This window comes from Candidatus Paceibacterota bacterium (assembly GCA_028697015.1).
GTDB lineage: Bacteria > Patescibacteriota > Minisyncoccia > Minisyncoccales > GWA2-38-27 > JAQVFW01.
The window spans coordinates 13,316-28,452 of the sequence record JAQVFW010000003.1 but is presented as its reverse complement, the minus strand read 5'-3'; the positions used below and the strand labels follow the sequence as shown (position 1 = coordinate 28,452).

General features: G+C 35.7%; 20 protein-coding genes. 15 read left to right on the top strand and 5 right to left on the bottom strand.

What is annotated here, in order from left to right; all coding sequences use genetic code 11:
• Positions 1–2: 2 nt before the first annotated feature.
• The 7 genes from PHH50_01670 to PHH50_01640 all read left to right on the top strand — a co-directional run bounded on the left by PHH50_01670 (position 3) and on the right by PHH50_01640 (position 7,762).
• Positions 3–980 carry a nucleoside-diphosphate kinase gene (locus PHH50_01670; GenBank protein MDD3729011.1) on the top strand — a complete coding sequence of 326 codons (978 nt, stop codon included), beginning with the start codon at positions 3–5 and terminating at the stop codon, positions 978–980.
• A 69-nt stretch (positions 981–1,049) separates the two neighbouring features.
• Entirely contained in the window at positions 1,050–1,883 is an 834-nt protein-coding gene (locus tag PHH50_01665; protein ID MDD3729010.1) for a deaminase, read from the top strand.
• A 1-nt stretch (position 1,884) separates the two neighbouring features.
• Positions 1,885–2,697, top strand: coding sequence for a sugar phosphate isomerase/epimerase (locus PHH50_01660; GenBank protein ID MDD3729009.1), 813 nt, complete (start codon positions 1,885–1,887; stop codon positions 2,695–2,697).
• A gap of 3 nt (positions 2,698–2,700) precedes the next feature.
• Entirely contained in the window at positions 2,701–3,882 is a 1,182-nt protein-coding gene (locus PHH50_01655; GenBank protein ID MDD3729008.1) for an FAD-dependent oxidoreductase, read from the top strand.
• A gap of 476 nt (positions 3,883–4,358) precedes the next feature.
• A complete protein-coding gene (locus PHH50_01650; protein MDD3729007.1) occupies positions 4,359–5,549 on the top strand; it encodes a S41 family peptidase in 1,191 nt (396 codons plus the stop codon).
• A 62-nt stretch (positions 5,550–5,611) separates the two neighbouring features.
• Positions 5,612–6,058 (top strand): 50S ribosomal protein L9, encoded by a 447-nt coding sequence (gene rplI / locus PHH50_01645; protein MDD3729006.1) that lies wholly within the window; start codon positions 5,612–5,614, stop codon positions 6,056–6,058.
• Between the two features lie 81 nt (positions 6,059–6,139).
• Complete coding sequence (locus tag PHH50_01640) at positions 6,140–7,762, top strand: CTP synthase (protein ID MDD3729005.1); 1,623 nt, start codon at positions 6,140–6,142, stop codon at positions 7,760–7,762.
• Here PHH50_01640 and rpmA read toward each other — a convergent pair.
• Complete coding sequence (gene rpmA, locus PHH50_01635; GenBank protein ID MDD3729004.1) at positions 7,749–8,021, bottom strand: 50S ribosomal protein L27; 273 nt, start codon at positions 8,019–8,021, stop codon at positions 7,749–7,751. The two genes, PHH50_01640 and rpmA, sit on opposite strands and share 14 nt — an antisense overlap.
• Positions 8,022–8,051: 30 nt before the next feature.
• Between rpmA and PHH50_01630 the strand changes: the two genes are divergently transcribed.
• The 8 genes from PHH50_01630 to PHH50_01595 are packed head-to-tail and all read left to right on the top strand — an operon-like array spanning position 8,052 to position 11,740.
• Positions 8,052–8,231: a hypothetical protein gene (locus tag PHH50_01630; protein MDD3729003.1), complete on the top strand. Its 180-nt coding sequence runs from the start codon at positions 8,052–8,054 to the stop codon at positions 8,229–8,231.
• Positions 8,224–9,147, top strand: coding sequence for an FAD-dependent oxidoreductase (locus PHH50_01625; GenBank protein ID MDD3729002.1), 924 nt, complete (start codon positions 8,224–8,226; stop codon positions 9,145–9,147). Before PHH50_01630 ends, PHH50_01625 begins: the two co-directional genes overlap by 8 nt.
• Before the next feature lies 1 nt (position 9,148).
• A complete protein-coding gene (gene uppS, locus PHH50_01620) occupies positions 9,149–9,841 on the top strand; it encodes a polyprenyl diphosphate synthase (GenBank protein ID MDD3729001.1) in 693 nt (230 codons plus the stop codon).
• 3 nt (positions 9,842–9,844) lie between these two features.
• On the top strand, positions 9,845–10,162 hold the full coding sequence (locus PHH50_01615) for a hypothetical protein (GenBank protein MDD3729000.1): 318 nt from the start codon (positions 9,845–9,847) through the stop codon (positions 10,160–10,162).
• Positions 10,159–10,494 (top strand): hypothetical protein, encoded by a 336-nt coding sequence (locus tag PHH50_01610; protein MDD3728999.1) that lies wholly within the window; start codon positions 10,159–10,161, stop codon positions 10,492–10,494. Before PHH50_01615 ends, PHH50_01610 begins: the two co-directional genes overlap by 4 nt.
• A 24-nt stretch (positions 10,495–10,518) precedes the next feature.
• Entirely contained in the window at positions 10,519–10,665 is a 147-nt protein-coding gene (locus PHH50_01605; GenBank protein MDD3728998.1) for a hypothetical protein, read from the top strand.
• Positions 10,666–10,689: 24 nt separating this feature from the next.
• Entirely contained in the window at positions 10,690–11,439 is a 750-nt protein-coding gene (locus PHH50_01600; protein ID MDD3728997.1) for a hypothetical protein, read from the top strand.
• 4 nt (positions 11,440–11,443) lie between these two features.
• On the top strand, positions 11,444–11,740 hold the full coding sequence (locus PHH50_01595) for a hypothetical protein (protein MDD3728996.1): 297 nt from the start codon (positions 11,444–11,446) through the stop codon (positions 11,738–11,740).
• Between the two features lie 79 nt (positions 11,741–11,819).
• Here the strand turns inward: PHH50_01595 and PHH50_01590 are convergent, their stop codons facing one another.
• The 4 genes from PHH50_01590 to greA form a co-directional block, all read right to left on the bottom strand.
• Positions 11,820–12,749: a tyrosine-type recombinase/integrase gene (locus PHH50_01590; protein MDD3728995.1), complete on the bottom strand. Its 930-nt coding sequence runs from the start codon at positions 12,747–12,749 to the stop codon at positions 11,820–11,822.
• A gap of 109 nt (positions 12,750–12,858) precedes the next feature.
• Complete coding sequence (locus PHH50_01585) at positions 12,859–13,167, bottom strand: hypothetical protein (GenBank protein ID MDD3728994.1); 309 nt, start codon at positions 13,165–13,167, stop codon at positions 12,859–12,861.
• Positions 13,164–14,672 (bottom strand): glutamate--tRNA ligase, encoded by a 1,509-nt coding sequence (gltX, locus tag PHH50_01580; protein MDD3728993.1) that lies wholly within the window; start codon positions 14,670–14,672, stop codon positions 13,164–13,166. The genes PHH50_01585 and gltX overlap by 4 nt, the downstream gene beginning before the upstream one ends.
• Positions 14,669–15,124 carry a transcription elongation factor GreA gene (greA, locus tag PHH50_01575; GenBank protein ID MDD3728992.1) on the bottom strand — a complete coding sequence of 152 codons (456 nt, stop codon included), beginning with the start codon at positions 15,122–15,124 and terminating at the stop codon, positions 14,669–14,671. Before greA ends, gltX begins: the two co-directional genes overlap by 4 nt.
• Positions 15,125–15,137 lie beyond the last annotated feature (13 nt).

The window sequence follows — 15,137 nt, the reverse complement described above, 5'->3', positions numbered from 1 at the left end:
TTATGAGCCAGTTCGAAGTTTCCATGCTGGTGGTGAAGCCGGACGGCGTTGAGAGAGGGTTGGTGGATCCGATACGGCAAATCCTTATCCGAAACGGACTCGTGATCAAGCGAGAGGTTCGTAAGACGCTCAAACCGGCCACAGTAGAGATGCTCTACTGGAATATCAGCGATGTACGGCATCGCGATTACTTCTCTGAGTTGGTGGCCTTCATGTCGTCGTCGCCCGTACACATCTTCATTGTGGATGGATACGATGCCGTCAACAAGGTTCGCCAGATCATCGGAAAACGCGTGCCTGCTTCCGGAATCCGCTCCCGATGGGCGGAAAGCATCATCAGGAACGTCGCTCACGGTCCTCACACTCCAGCGAGGGCCAAGCGAGAAATACAACTTCTCATGGAGGACTACAGTATGAAAAAAGTGTTCGTTATCGGCGGGATGAGCGAGTCCGGCAAGAGCACCTTGGGTCGTTACCTCGACCAGCGTGGCATCAAGAGGTTGAAGATCACCTTCTTCCTGAAGCGCGCGATGGAACGCGAAGGCGTGAATGGCGATTTCGTTGAGTGGAATAACCAAAACATGAAGGAAAGGCCAGAGTGGGTCTTCCGGACGTTCGCCGATGAATTCATCCCGTGGATCACCGATCAGGGCATCGAATTCTGCTGCCTTGAAAGTCTCTATAGTGCTGGTCTCGGCGTTCACCTGCGTAAGCGCCTCGGGCCGGACAAGGTCGTTATCGTCTACGTGGACATGGATGAAGACATCCGTCTCCAACGGCAGATGATTCGTCAAAACCTCACCTCTTTGGATGAAGCGCGGAAGCTGATGTTGCCCCGTGATCAGATCAAGAGGGAGTGGGGAGTTCCCGCAATCGCAGATGTCGCCGACATCATCATCGACAATTCCGATTCAATGGAGAACTTGACGAGAATCGCGGACGCGATGATCGCCAGGCATTGTCCGGAACTGTTCATTTAGATGAGCGTTTGGCATCGTTCTTCGACAGGGGGATTTCCTTCCATGGATTTCCCCCTTTCTTTTTAACTTATGAAGATTATTACTCTCTCAAAACTTACAAAAAAGCTTAAGCCATTTACCGCCACTCTTGTTGGTGATGTTTTTGATTTGTTCAATATTGAGCATGTTCGCTATTTACGAGAATGCAGTAAGGTTGGGAGACCACTCGTTGTTGTAGTTCAAGCCGATAAGACAGCAAAAATCCGGTCTGGATTCGGCAGGCCGATAATGAACGAGAGACAGAGAGCTGGAATGGTTGCCGTCCTTGAATTTGTTGATTTTGTATTGATTCTCGAAAGACCATCTGACTATGAGAAATATTTACAGATCATAAGGCCCAGAAATTATATTTATCCAAGGGGCATAATGAAACATAGAAAATTTACCGCCAGCTTAATCACTGAAAGATTTCCAAGTATCAGGATATTTTTTCTTGACAATAATTTACATCAATATAACGCCGACTACTTTATAAAAAGACTTTTAATGCGTCGAGATTATTCCAAAATAAAAAACCCTATTGCCCGTCGCCTTTATTTTATTGCTGATAACAGCAAGGCGGCCATCGGAAAAATATCCGCACTGGTTACTTTTGATAATAAAATTGTGGCCGAATCAGACAACATTGAAAGCCAGAATATGCACGCCGAGCAGATTGTCTTAAAGAAAGCGAAATTAAAAAGGATTGATCTTAAGAAAGCCAAGCTCTATATTCTTATTCCGCCATGCAAACTTTGTGCTCAAGAAATACTCAAGAGCCAACTTACCCAAATATATTATCTACACCCTTACGGTAACGATGATGGAATAAAATTTTTACGAGTGCGCGGTATTAAAGTAAAAAAAATGAAATTAGATAAATAATATGACAAAAATTGCGATTTCAAATTTAGCCTGGAGAAAATCGGAAGACGAGAAAGTTTTTAATATTATACGTGATTTGAACGTACTGAATATGGAAATCAGTCCATTTCGAGATGCCAGCACCTTACCGGAGGCAAAAGAACAGTTCTATAACGAAACCTCGAAATTATTAAATCAATACGGGATACACGTTGCGGCTTTTCAAGCGCTGATGTTCAGGTATCCTGAAGTTTCTATTTTTGAAGGAGCAACCGCTCGCAACAAAATATTGAAGCACCTAAGAGGCGTTTTGGAGTTTTTAAATCAGATTGGTGCAACTGTTGCGGTATTCGGTTCGCCCAAAAATAAAATCAGAGGCACACTGCCGCACAATAAAGCTATGGGTATTGCGAAAGATTTTTTCATACAAATAGCAGAACAGGCCAGGCTTTATAATGTAATTTTTTGTATTGAGCCAACGCCAACCGCCTATGGTGCTGATTTCATTTGTAATACACAAGAAGCTGTAGATTTTGTTAAAACGATTAGCCATCGTTCTCTCAAAATTAATTTAGATATTGGCTCGTCAATTTTGAACGGGGAAGATATTGAGAAAATAATAAACAAGAACATTGACTATGTAGGCCATGTACATATAAGCGAGCCGTATTTGAAAACTATTAACCTTAGCCGACCACTTCATAGAAGCATCGCTAGAACTCTCAATGATGGAAATTATAATGGGTTTGTCTCTGTTGAGATGCGACCGAGTGACAGACAAAATATTAAAAATATTTCTAAGATAATTTCCTTTGTAAAAAATATTTACCAGTAAGCTATGAATAAAAAAGAACAAAAAACAGATTGCATAATTGTTGGAGCCGGCATTTTTGGATTGTATGCGGCTTCGCTTTTAGTCAGACAGGGTCAACGTGTTGCTATTATAGACAAAAGTGTCAGACCATTTTCTCGTGCCAGCGCAATCAATCAGGCGAGGGTGCATAATGGTTATCACTACCCGCGTAGCTACGAAACCGCCAAAAAGGTAGCGGAGTATTACGCTAGATTTATTCGAGAATTTAATTTTGCCATTAACGACTCTTTTAAGCAGGTATATGCTATTTCAAGTAAGGGGTCCAAAACATCCGCACAAGAATTTACTAATTTTTGCAGAAAAGTAAACATACCTCTTCAAAAAATAGATGCTGATTTATATTTTAAAAAGGGTTCTGTAGAAGCTGCCTTTTTAACACAGGAGTGCAGTTTTGATTTTGCCAAGATACGAGATTTTCTTATAGATAAAATTGGAAATTCAGCGACTTATTATTACAACACTGGCATCAAAGCGGTTGAAAAAGTAAATCCATCATATAATGTCATTCTAGATAACGACACCTGCTTGTCGGCTCCTCTCGTTATTAACGCATCATACTCTGGGATTAATGAAGTGATTAATAAATTTGGCCAGAATTTTTTTGACTTAAAATACGAATTGTGCGAAATGGTTCTTTGTGAAGTACCTAAAAAATTCAAAAATTTAGGGATTACTGTAATGGACGGCGATTTCTTTTCTATCATGCCCTTTGGGGACTCCAACCTTCACGTATTAACTTCCGTTGGACACACTCCTCATTCTGTTTCTTGCGACAAGTTTCCGATTTTTGAGAATCATGCTAATAAGTCTATTTGTGAAATGCACGGAGTCAGTGGATGTGTTGTTTGTTCACAAAATTTAAGATCGGCCTGGAATAAGATGTATGCACTAAGTCAGTCATTTCTAAAACACAATTTTAAAATTGAATACAAAGATTCAAAATTTGAAATAAAGGCAATATTAAGGTCTTCGGAAAATGACGATTCTAGGCCGACAATTATTAAATATCATACAAGTAACCCGACTTTTATCAGTGTTCTGTCGGGGAAAATTAGTACTATCTATGACCTTGAGAAAATTTGCAAGCAACCCGATCGTTTAGAAATTTCGTCTTCTTCCGAAAAAGTTGTCAAAGTGGTAAAATAGAAAGTAGATAAAAGACAGGATCAATTTAATTTATACCCACCCTCCACCCTTTTGATTTGTAGCCCGTCCGCAAAAAAAATCAGCCGAATCCCGAAAGCAAGCGGGCAAAAAGAAAAAGGGGTGTGGGGAAAATGAATTTTTGCCCGCTTGCCAGTCCGCCGAAGGCGGACAATGGGGTGGGGGCGTTTCCGCAATTCCTCTCGCAAGAGGAACGCAAAACAGAAAAATTTTCTTTTCCTTAATTGAAAAAAAATTTGGGGGACAGGCGATTAAAAAATGTAGAGAAAATTTTTCTGTTTTGCTCGCCGAAGCGAAGCGGAGGCGGGCGGAAACGCTGGGCGGGATTCAATCCGCAAAATCCTCTGGATTTTGCTCAAAATGGGTTCGGATTTCGTCCAACAAACACCACAAAATGCAGAGAAGTTTTTCTTAAAATGGACTAACTGAAAGTTATTCGCTATAATCCTTGAAATATTATGTTTAAATTTCCGTCGTACAAATTTAAAAGCCCTTTTGTAATTCTCTTTTTCGTATTTATCTTCGGAACAGGTTTTCTTGTTGGAAAATATTCTATCAATGCAAGACCTTATTTATCAGATAAAGCCGACATCGGCCTTTTTTGGGAGGCCTGGGATCTTCTTGAAAGAAGATATATTGATTCTCAGTCGCTAGATTACAAGAAAATGGTTTATGGGGCAATATCCGGAATGATTGAAGCGCTTGAGGATCCTCCTACCGTCTTTTTTGACCCTCAGGACGCTAAGCGTTTTTTAGAAGACACAAGGGGTAATTTTGAAGGAGTGGGGATGGAAATAAGCATGAAAAACGGACAGCTTAAAATAGTGACTCCTCTTGAAGGCACTCCAGCCGAAAAAGCAGGCCTTAGAGCTGGCGATATCATAATTAAAATAGGAGAGGTTTTCGCTTCCGATATTACAGTAGAAGAAGCGGTTTCTTTAATCAGGGGGGAAAAGGGAACAGAGATTGTTTTTACTATTTATAGAGATAATTGGGATTTGCCGAAGGATTTTGTAATTACAAGAGGATTGATTGAAATTCCCTCAATGCGCTTTGAAATTATAGAAAAAGACAATCTTAAAATTGCTCATATAAAGTTAATACATTTTTCCTTAAAGTCCAGTTTTGATTTTTCCAAAATTGCAAAGGAAATATTGGACAGTTCGGCAAACGGAATAATTCTTGATTTAAGAAATAATCCTGGGGGGTATTTTGATGAGGCAAAAGAAATTGCCGATTGGTTTTTAATAAAAGATCAGATAATTACCATTCAAGAGGGAAAAAGAGAGAATATAGAGTATAGGGCTACCGGAAACGGCAATCTTTCCGGTTATCCGATAGTAATTTTAATCAATTACGGCTCGGCTTCAGCTTCGGAAATTTTAGCTTCAGCAATAAGAGACAATATGGACGCTGTTATAGTAGGGGAACAATCTTTTGGAAAAGGTTCTGTCCAGGAGCTTGTAACTTTAAGTGACGGTTCAAAAATAAAAGTGACTATATCAAAATGGCTCACTCCTAAAGGAAATTTAATAGATAAAGTTGGCATTGTTCCTGATGTTGTTATTGATATGTCTGAAGAGGATTACGAAGAAGACAAAGATGTTTATCTTGATACTGCTATTGAAATATTAAAAGATATGAGATAAAATAGGAAAATAGAAGAAATATAAAATAATTTAAAATTAAAACCCGACAGGGAAAAACCAATATGAAAGTAATTCTTATAGAAGACGTAAACGGACTGGGAAAAAAGTATGAGGTAAAAAACGTTGCCGATGGATACGCTAGGAATTTTTTAATTCCTAATAATTTGGCAAAGATAGCAACTGAAAATGCTTTGCTTTGGCTTGAAGCCCAGAAAGAGATAATGGAAAAGAAAACGGAAGATGATTTGGCAAAAGCCCAAAAAGTTGCCTCGAAAATTGACGGAATGGAAATAGCAATTCCGGTCAAACTTGGAGAAAAAGGCCAGCTTTTTGAAAAAATTACTGCCGTTAAAATTGCAGAGAAGTTAAAGGAAGAGGGGATTGAAATTGAAAAAAAGCAGATTAAATTGGAAAATCCGATAGAAGAACTGGGAGAATATTCTGTCAAAATCAAGCTTGAACATAATCTTGAACCGGAAGTTAAAGTTGTCGTTTCGGAAGAGTTATAAATAAAATTTTTATTGAGCTTTATACGTAATATCTCCGGTGTTTTAATAGGATAAATTATTACGCTTAAAGTTAACGGATGAATGCCTAAATATATTTTTATCTCAGGAGGAGTTATGTCAGGAATTGGAAAAGGAATTGTAACCTCTTCAATAGGAAAAGTTCTAAAGAGCAAAGGATTTAAAGTAACGGCGATTAAAATAGACCCCTATGTCAATGTTGATGCCGGGACCATGAATCCTCTTGAACACGGAGAGGTTTTTGTCACCGAAGACGGAATAGAATGCGATCAAGACATTGGAAACTACGAAAGATTTTTAGAGGAAAATATATTTAGCGACAACTATATTACCACAGGCAGGGTTTATCAGTCGGTAATAAACAGAGAAAGAAACCTTGAGTATAAGGGACGTTGCGTGGAGGTTGTTCCTGATATTCCAAACGAAGTAATTTCAAGGATAAAGAAAGCGGGAGAAAAAGCGAAAGCAGATTTTATTCTTATAGAAATTGGAGGGACTGTCGGGGAATATCAAAATATGCTTTTTCTTGAAGCGGGAAGAATGTTAAAGCTGTCTAACCCAAAAGACACGCTTTTTGTTTTGGTAAGTTATCTCCCTGTTCCAAAGCTTCTTGGCGAGATGAAAACTAAACCGACCCAATATGCCGTTAGGACTTTAAATTCAGCCGGAATCCAGCCTGATATCATAATAGCCCGCAGTGCTGTTTCTCTTGATAATGTTAGAAAGAAAAAAATATCTGTTTTTTGCAATGTATTGCCGGAGGACGTAATTTCTGCTCCTGATGCAGAAACAATATATGAGGTTCCTCTATTGTTTGAAAAAGACAATTTAGGAAACAGGATACTTCAAAAATTAAAAATGAAGCCCAAAAAGAATGATTTGAAAGATTTGTCCCGATTTGTAAATTTTGTTAAAAATAACAAGAAGGAGGTTAAAATAGGAATAGTCGGCAAATATTTTGAAATAGGAAATTTCACCCTTCTTGATTCATATATCTCTATTATAGAATCAATAAAACATGCTGCCTATAATCTTAAATCAAGACCGGAGATAGTTTGGATTTCTTCTGAAAAGTATGAAAAAAACTCTAAAAAATTAAAGGAACTGAAAGAGTGCGACGGCATTATTATTCCCGGAGGATTTGGGGTAAGAGGAGTTGAGGGGAAAATAAAGGCGATAGAATATTGCAGAAAAAACAAAATTCCTTTTTTCGGGCTTTGTTTGGGAATGCAGCTTGCAGTTATAGAATTTGCAAGGAATGTCTGCGGTATCAAAAAAGCCGGATCAAGGGAATTTGACGATAATTGCAAATATCCCGTTATTGATATCATGGATGAACAAAAAAATCTGCTGAAAGAAAAAAATTACGGCGGAACAATGCGCCTGGGAGCTTATTCTTGCGAGCTTAAAAAAGGAACTTTGGCAAAAAGCTGTTATAAAAAGAATCTTATTTCCGAGCGCCATCGCCATCGTTATGAGTTAAATAATAGCTATAGGGATTTATTGGAAAAAAAAGGACTGGTTTTATCGGGAAGAAATCCCGAAAGAGACCTTGTTGAAATTATTGAAATAAAAAAGCACCCATTTTTTCTGGGTACTCAGTTTCATCCGGAGTTTAAATCAAGCCCTTTGTCTCCTCATCCTTTGTTTTCAGGATTTATTAAGGCCTGTCTTAGAGAACATTAACAACCTTGGCAATTCTTTGAGAACCGTCAAAGCGCTTTTTTCTTTTTGTGGTGAATTTAACAATGCCGTCTTTGAGAGCAAAAAGAGTGTCATCTGCTCCGCGCTTTACGTTTTTTCCCGCTAAAAATCTGGTTCCTCTTTGTCTTATAATGATATTTCCCGTTTTCACTTTTTGGCCGTCAAAAAGCTTAACTCCCAAATATTTTGGCTGGGAATCTCTTCCTAGTTTTGTCGCTCCCGCGGATTTAGTTGTAGCCATAGTAATTTAAAAATAATTTAAGTATTTTAAATGAAAAACGGTATTATGATAGCAGAAACAATTTCTTTTGTCAAAAGACACCAAAAAGATATTATGCTTATAGTTGGTGTTATTTTAATTTCTTTATTTTCCTTTGCTGCCGGATATATTACGGCAAAACAGCAAAAAGAGGAGCCCTTTATAATAGAGAACATTTTGGAAAATGAATAAAAAAATAGCAATTATAGGAGGAGGAACAATTGGCCTTTATCTTGCCCTAAAATTGATAGAAAAAGGCAATAAAGTCGTTCTTTTTGAAAAAAGGAAAGAAATTGGAACCGATGTTTGTTCGGGAATATTTTCCGAAAAGATTTTTAAGTTTATTCCGGAAAGTAAAAATATAGTCGAAAAGGAGATAAAATCGGCTCTTCTTCGCTTTCCTAAAAAAACAATTCACCTTCTTTTTAAAGAAAGGTTTTTTTTATTTTCCCACTCTTCTCTTGATAAAATTTTATACTCCAAAGTGAAAGAAAGCGTTATTTTGGGGAAAGAAATAAAAAGCATTCCCCAAGGGTTTGACAGGGTAATAGGATGCGATGGGGCAAATTCTTTTATTAGAAAATCTCTCGGCCTTAAGAAGCCGAAATTGAAGGTTGGAATAAGAGGATTTTTAAAAGAAAAGGATAGTTCCGACTTTGTTGAAACATGGCCTCTTAGGGAAGGATTTGTGTGGAAAATACCAAGAAAAGAAGTGATTGAATACGGAATTATGGAAAAACCGGAAATAGCGAAAAAAGCACTTGCTCTTTTTTTAAAAAAAGATAAAATTAACCTTGAAGAAATTGATGCCAGAATTATTCCTTGCGGTTTTTCAATTCCGAAAAAGGGAAAAGTTACTCTTTGCGGGGATGCTGCCGGAATCACCAAGCCATGGTCAGGAGGAGGGGTTATTTGGGGGTTGAAATCCGCTGATATTTTAGTTGAAACCTTTCCGGACTTTGAACTTTACCACAAAAGAATGAGAAAGTTTTTCAAAAGAAAGATTGCCTTTTACAATTTAATGACAAAATCCGTATATTTTGCAGGAGAAAATATTCCTTTTTTAATTCCTAAAACTGTTAAAATAGAGCCGGACTTTTTATTATAAAATGGAAAAAAAAATACCATATCACTTGGGATTGATTATTGACGGAAACAGAAGATGGGCCAGGGAAAAAAATCTTCCCGTTTTTAGCGGTCATAAAAAAGGATTGGAAAATTTAGAGAGGATAGGGGATTACTTGCTTTTAAAAGGAGTAAAGATTTTAACGGTGTATGTTTTTTCTTATGAAAATTGGAAAAGAGCTGAAAGAGAAGTTAACTTTTTAATGCGTCTTCTTTTGGGTGCCCTTAGCGATAGGGCTGTGTCGAAATTACATAAAAAAGGAGTTAAGATTAATATTATTGGAAGCAAGGAAAAACTTTCCTCTGAAGTAAAAAAAAGAATAAAAATTGCTCAAGAAACTACCAAAGACAACAAGAAGGGGATATTGAATCTTGCTGTTTCATATAGCGGAAGAAGAGAAATAGTAAGCGCAGTTAAAAAAATAATTGAAGAAAAAATTTCTGTTGAAAAAATAACAGAGGATTTTTTTGAAAAATTTCTTTATACTGAAAATATGTCTCATCCGGATTTAATAATCAGAACAGGAGGGGAGCATCGTCTTTCTAATTTTCTAATCTGGCAGTCCGCATATTCAGAGCTTTATTTTTCAAATAAAATGTGGCCGTCTTTTAATGAAAGAGATATTGATAAGGCCCTTATTGATTATAGCAAGCGTGAAAGAAGGTTTGGGAAATAAATTATGACTTTTCATATTAAAAAAGGAAAAGAAAATCTTCTTGTCCTAATAAGGAAAGCAGGTTATATTCCTACTTCTTACTCTTTTGCTACAAAAGATGAATTCAATTTTATAAAACCTCTTTCAGGAAGAAAGGAAAAGTATCCGAGATTTCATATATATGTAGAAGAAGATTTTGAAAAGGGAGATTATGTTTTCAATCTCCATCTTGACCAGAAAAAAGCTTCATACGGCAAGTATAGCGCTCATAGCGCCGAATATGAAGGAGAAATTATTGAAAAAGAAGCCAGAAGAATAAAAGAAGCAACTGAAAGATTATGAAAATAAAACCGATGGATTATAGAAAAATACTTCAGATTATTGCAGAAGCGGCTGTTAAAAAAGAAACTGTTGAAATTTATTATCCTAAAACAGACACAACCAAAGAGGGCTGGAGGGAAATAGAGCCCTATTTTCTTTCCAATGATACAACCGAAGATGCCGAGCATTTGATATACGAGCAAGACCGTCTTTCTCCCGGACACATATTAAATGCCCGCACAGTAGGGGATAAAGACGAATTTTGCCATTATTTTATAATAGGAAAAATAAAAAAAGCAAGAAAAACAGGGAAGAGTTTTTCCCTTAAAAAAAACTGGCAAGTTGAATTTTAATATCTTAAATAGTATAATAAAAATATGGAAAATAAATCAAAAAAATGGGAAAAGAGGATTCCAAGAGAGTTAAAAAAAGAAATAAAACCGAAAGGAAGTATTAATAATAAAAAACCAAAAAGGTCGCACGATTTGGCTTCTCGTCTTGAAAACAGACGGGTAGGTCAATAATACAAATTATAAATTTAAATTAAAATGAAAAATTTTATCACAATTGCTTTTCTTCTATTTTTTTCTTTTTCTTTTGCTTTTGCCCAGCAAGGAGAAGGCAATATGCAAATTAACAATCTTGACCCGATTTTAGAAGAAGTTTCAAGTGGGGAAGTTCAGGGGTTTACTCCTTCAGTATCAACTAGAATTGTTCCAAGGGGAAAAATTGTTGATTTCGGGAAAGAGAGAGAAAGAATAATGGTTGAAGCTCAAAAAGGAGCAATAGAGGTAGGTGAAAGAGCAAAGGAAATAAGAATGGAAAATCTTCAACAAACAGAAGCAAGACAGAAACTTCTCAGGGAAAAAGCAGAGGAGATCGGCGGAGAACAGCTTAGAAATCGCTTTGAGATTCTTTCTGAGAATATGAACAGAGTAAATTATAATCTTTCAAACAGATATACGGGACTTCTTTTTGCAATGGAAATTGTTTTGAATAAGATTGAAAGCCGTACTGCAAAAATAGAGATAGCTCTTCAAAAGGATTTATCTTCTGTTTATTTGAAAGTGGATGAAGCCAGAAATTCCATTGAAGTTGCTAAAGAAGAAATAGCAGAGCAAAAAGCAAAAACTTATGTTCCTGACATTTCTTCTGGAGAAGATGTTGGCCTTCAGTTTCAAAATGTTCTTCAAGAGATAAGAACAGATCATAATACACTTAGAATTAGAACTATAGATGCCGTAAAGTTTTTGATTAGGGAAATAATGGCCGAATTAAGAAGCGCAATAATAAACTAAAAATATGACAAGAAAAGAAAAATATTTACTTGCTCTCTTAATTGTTATAGTCATTGCTCTTTTCGTAATGATTTTTTCAATTTTTCTTGACAGGGGAGGACTTGCTCCGAAATTAACTCCCGAAACCACAGAAACAGAACAAGAAGAGGATTTAATTTATGAAGGACCGGAAATTCCGGAAGTTACTTCAGGGGATAGCATTGAGGATATAGAAGCGGATATTGATATGTTTGAATCCTATGATTTTGGAGATATGGAAACAGAGATTGAGAGGTTAGAAAGAGAAATTGAAGAATTTTAACAGTTAAGGAAAAGCCAAAAAAACACCTCTTTTTTAGGAGGTGTTTTTAGTTGGTCCTTATTATATTAAGCGACATTATTTATTGAAGCTTATGATATTTACTGTGTATCTCTTTGAGGTGGGGTTTTGTAATATGGGTATATATTTGAGTTGTGGCGATATTTTTATGCCCTAAAAATTCCTGAACAACGCGAAGGTCAACGCCCTTAATAAGTAAATCGGTGGCAAAACTATGCCTTAATGTATGACAGGAAGTTGTCATAGGAAGGCCGGAAAGAGCCACATATTTTTTAACAATTCTTTCAACGCTTCTTATATTAAGCCGTCCTCCGGTTTTTTTTCCTCTGTAGTTAATAAAAAGGGCTTTTTCCTTGTCTTTCCTTGTCAAAAGATAGCTTCTGAGGCAGTTTATGGCCCTTTCTGAGAGGTATATGGTCCTGGGATGGCTTCCTTTGCCTATGATCCCTATTTCAAGGTATTTTATGCCGTCTTTTAGCTTTATTTGCTCTTTATCAAGAGAAACGAGTTCTGCTACCCGCAATCCGGTAGAAAAGAGGGTTTCAAGCATGGCTCTATCTCTTAATCCGGCAATATCATCTATATTTGGGGCTTCCAGAAGCTTTTTAACCTGTTCTGGATTTAAGAAGTTAACTGTTTTTTCCGATTTGCTTTTCGGAAGTTTTACTTTCTCAGGAGGCAACGAAAGGATGTCTTTTTCAGCAAAATAGGATAAAAGAGACCTTAGGGCTATTAGATAGTAGTTTTGGGTTGATCTTCTTAGCGGTGTTTTTGACTGCCTTGAAAGAAAGAGGCGATATTTCCATATATGATCGTTTGTTATTTCGTGAGGTTTTATTTCTTCCAGATTAGAAAATTTTAAAAAATCAAAAAACTTTTTTAAAAATCTTGAATAATTTTCCTGGCTTTTTGCAGATAATCCTTTCTCAAGCTCAAGCCAATCCAAAAATTCAGGGAAAAGGCCTTTTATTGAAATGCTTGTTTTTTTCATTTAAAAGAGTGGTTATATTAAAAGGTCTCTTAGAAAGACGCTTAACATACATTATGCGACATATTATATATCTAATTATATCCTCTCTTTTCACACTGTCAAGGCCTTTTTAAGACCTTTCTCTCTCTGGTGTCAGGAGTATTCTTTTTCCCCATTCTAACATTCTCTCCATTATATTTATTTTTTCCTCCTCAATCTCTTCTATTATAAAGCTCTTTATATCTTTAAAAATGTTTTTTAAAACATCTATTACATATGAAAAAAATCTTTTTAAAAGATCAAAAATATAAGAGAATGTTTTTTGTAGAATTTCTATAAAAAACTTTTCAATTTTTTCAAAAACTCCTTTTATAGTTTCTTCCGGGACTATTATCATAATTATTACTATTGCAATTGTAATAAAAATAATTAATCTCATGTCATTTTTATTGCCGCATTTATTCTTCTTAGGGTTTTTTCCTTCCCCAGAACGTTTGCAACGTCAAATGGTCCGGCAGATGACTTTTTTCCGGTTAAAGCTACTCTTAGGGGCCAAAGAACATATCCTCTATCCCCCGTTTTATATCTTTCTGCAAAAGGCATTATTTCTTCTTCTATCGTTTTGGAATCCCAGTTTTTAAGAGAATTCAAGATTTTGAAAAGCTCCGTTAAAACAAAAGACATTTCTTCTTTTTTACTTCCTTTCCATTGCAGTAGTTCTTTATCGAAAGATAAATCTTTTTTAAAGACATAATCTGTAAAATCTGCTATTTCGGAAAGTTTTTTCATTCTTTCTTTATAAAGAGAAACAACATTTTTTAAATATTCAAAGCTTATCTCTTCTTTTGTCTTTTTTATAATAAAAGACATTGATATCTCTTTTCCTGCAATTCCGGTAAGATTGGGAATTATTTCTCTATCTTTAAAAATTGGAGTAATATATTCTTTTTCAACAAGATATGGAATACAAAACTCTGTTATTTCATCAATGCTTTTTTTTCGGATGTAGTGTCCGTTTATATAATCCAGTTTTTTTAAATTAAAGACGGCCCCGCTTTTGTTCATTCTTTCCAGTGAGAATTCTTCAATAAGTTCTTCTATTTCAAAAAACTCTCTTTTATCTTTAGGGCTCCATCCTAAAAAAGCCAAAAAATTAATTAATGCTTCTTTTAGATATCCTTCTTTTTTATAATCAAGAACTGCCGTAGCCCCGTGCCTTTTACTTAGTTTGCTTTTGTCTGTTCCAAGTATCATTGGCATATGACCGTATTTTGGAGGATTAATTCCCAAATGATTGCATAAAACTATTTGTTTTGGAGTATTTGATAAAATATCCTCTCCTCTTAAAACGTGGGTTATTTTCATTTCATAATCGTCAATTACCACGGAAAAATTATATAACGGACTTTTTAAATTTTTAGCAATTACGATGTCTCCTATTAGTTTTGTATCAAAAATTATTTTTCCTCGAATTAAATCTTTTACCTCAATTTTTTCTTCGGGCATTTTCATTCGGATAACTGACATCTCTCCCCTCTTTATTTTTTTTTCTGCTTCTTCTCTTGATAAAGAAGAGCATTTTCCGTCGTATTTTACGGGTAATCCATTTACTGCATAATTTTCTTTTTTCGCTTCAAGTTCTTCTTTACTGCAAAAACAATAGTAGGCCTTTTTTTCATCAAGAAGCTTTTTGAGGTATTTTTCATATATCTCCCCTCTTTCGCTCTGTCTGTATGGACCTTCGTCAAAATCAATATTAAGCCATTTCAGGGCTTCTAAAATATTATTTTCAAATTCGGTTTTTGACCTTTCTTTGTCGGTATCTTCTATTCTCAGGAGAAAAGAACCTTTATTTTTTTTGGCAAAAAGATAATTAAAAAGAGCCGTTCTTACTGTTCCTATATGAAGAAAACCTGTTGGAGACGGAGCAAATCTTGTTTTCATTTTATTTCTTTTATTGTGTATTTTATTTTACCTTCTTCAAGAGAAAGTTCAACTGAGTCCCCTACTCTCTTTCCAAAAAGCTTCTCTCCTAATGGAGATGAAAATGAAATTTTATTTTTAAAAGGATCTGCTTCTGATGTATCAACCAAAGTATAGGATATTTCTTCTTTACCGTATGAAAGAACTATTGTAGAGCCGATTTCTACTTTTTCATAATTCCCTTTTTCCACCACTTTTGCCTCTCTAACCTTGTTTTCCAATTCCCTAATCCTGCCCTCTAAAAAAGCTTGCTCTTCCTTTGCTTCCGTATAGGCTGCATTTTCCGATAAATCTCCGAAAGAAGCTGCTTCTTTTATTCTTTTTGAAATATCTTTTCTTTTTTCTGTTTTTAAATATTCCAATTCTTTGTTGATTTTTTCCAATCCTTCTTTAGTAAAGTATTTTTCTGCCATGTTTTTTATTATT

Excerpts from the sequence above, each read along its gene's own strand:
- PHH50_01590 (MDD3728995.1), bottom strand. The coding sequence starts at position 12,749 with ATGAAAAAAACAAGCATTTCAATAAAAGGCCTTTTCCCTGAATTTTTG.
- greA (MDD3728992.1), bottom strand. The coding sequence starts at position 15,124 with ATGGCAGAAAAATACTTTACTAAAGAAGGATTGGAAAAAATCAACAAA.
- PHH50_01640 (MDD3729005.1), top strand. The coding sequence starts at position 6,140 with ATGCCTAAATATATTTTTATCTCAGGAGGAGTTATGTCAGGAATTGGA.
- PHH50_01600 (MDD3728997.1), top strand. The coding sequence starts at position 10,690 with ATGAAAAATTTTATCACAATTGCTTTTCTTCTATTTTTTTCTTTTTCT.
- PHH50_01630 (MDD3729003.1), top strand. The coding sequence starts at position 8,052 with ATGAAAAACGGTATTATGATAGCAGAAACAATTTCTTTTGTCAAAAGA.
- PHH50_01650 (MDD3729007.1), top strand. The coding sequence starts at position 4,359 with ATGTTTAAATTTCCGTCGTACAAATTTAAAAGCCCTTTTGTAATTCTC.
- rplI (MDD3729006.1), top strand. The coding sequence starts at position 5,612 with ATGAAAGTAATTCTTATAGAAGACGTAAACGGACTGGGAAAAAAGTAT.
- PHH50_01595 (MDD3728996.1), top strand. The coding sequence starts at position 11,444 with ATGACAAGAAAAGAAAAATATTTACTTGCTCTCTTAATTGTTATAGTC.
- PHH50_01665 (MDD3729010.1), top strand. The coding sequence starts at position 1,050 with ATGAAGATTATTACTCTCTCAAAACTTACAAAAAAGCTTAAGCCATTT.
- rpmA (MDD3729004.1), bottom strand. The coding sequence starts at position 8,021 with ATGGCTACAACTAAATCCGCGGGAGCGACAAAACTAGGAAGAGATTCC.
- PHH50_01670 (MDD3729011.1), top strand. The coding sequence starts at position 3 with ATGAGCCAGTTCGAAGTTTCCATGCTGGTGGTGAAGCCGGACGGCGTT.
- PHH50_01660 (MDD3729009.1), top strand. The coding sequence starts at position 1,885 with ATGACAAAAATTGCGATTTCAAATTTAGCCTGGAGAAAATCGGAAGAC.
- gltX (MDD3728993.1), bottom strand. The coding sequence starts at position 14,672 with ATGAAAACAAGATTTGCTCCGTCTCCAACAGGTTTTCTTCATATAGGA.
- PHH50_01605 (MDD3728998.1), top strand. The coding sequence starts at position 10,519 with ATGGAAAATAAATCAAAAAAATGGGAAAAGAGGATTCCAAGAGAGTTA.
- PHH50_01610 (MDD3728999.1), top strand. The coding sequence starts at position 10,159 with ATGAAAATAAAACCGATGGATTATAGAAAAATACTTCAGATTATTGCA.
- uppS (MDD3729001.1), top strand. The coding sequence starts at position 9,149 with ATGGAAAAAAAAATACCATATCACTTGGGATTGATTATTGACGGAAAC.
- PHH50_01585 (MDD3728994.1), bottom strand. The coding sequence starts at position 13,167 with ATGAGATTAATTATTTTTATTACAATTGCAATAGTAATAATTATGATA.
- PHH50_01625 (MDD3729002.1), top strand. The coding sequence starts at position 8,224 with ATGAATAAAAAAATAGCAATTATAGGAGGAGGAACAATTGGCCTTTAT.
- PHH50_01655 (MDD3729008.1), top strand. The coding sequence starts at position 2,701 with ATGAATAAAAAAGAACAAAAAACAGATTGCATAATTGTTGGAGCCGGC.
- PHH50_01615 (MDD3729000.1), top strand. The coding sequence starts at position 9,845 with ATGACTTTTCATATTAAAAAAGGAAAAGAAAATCTTCTTGTCCTAATA.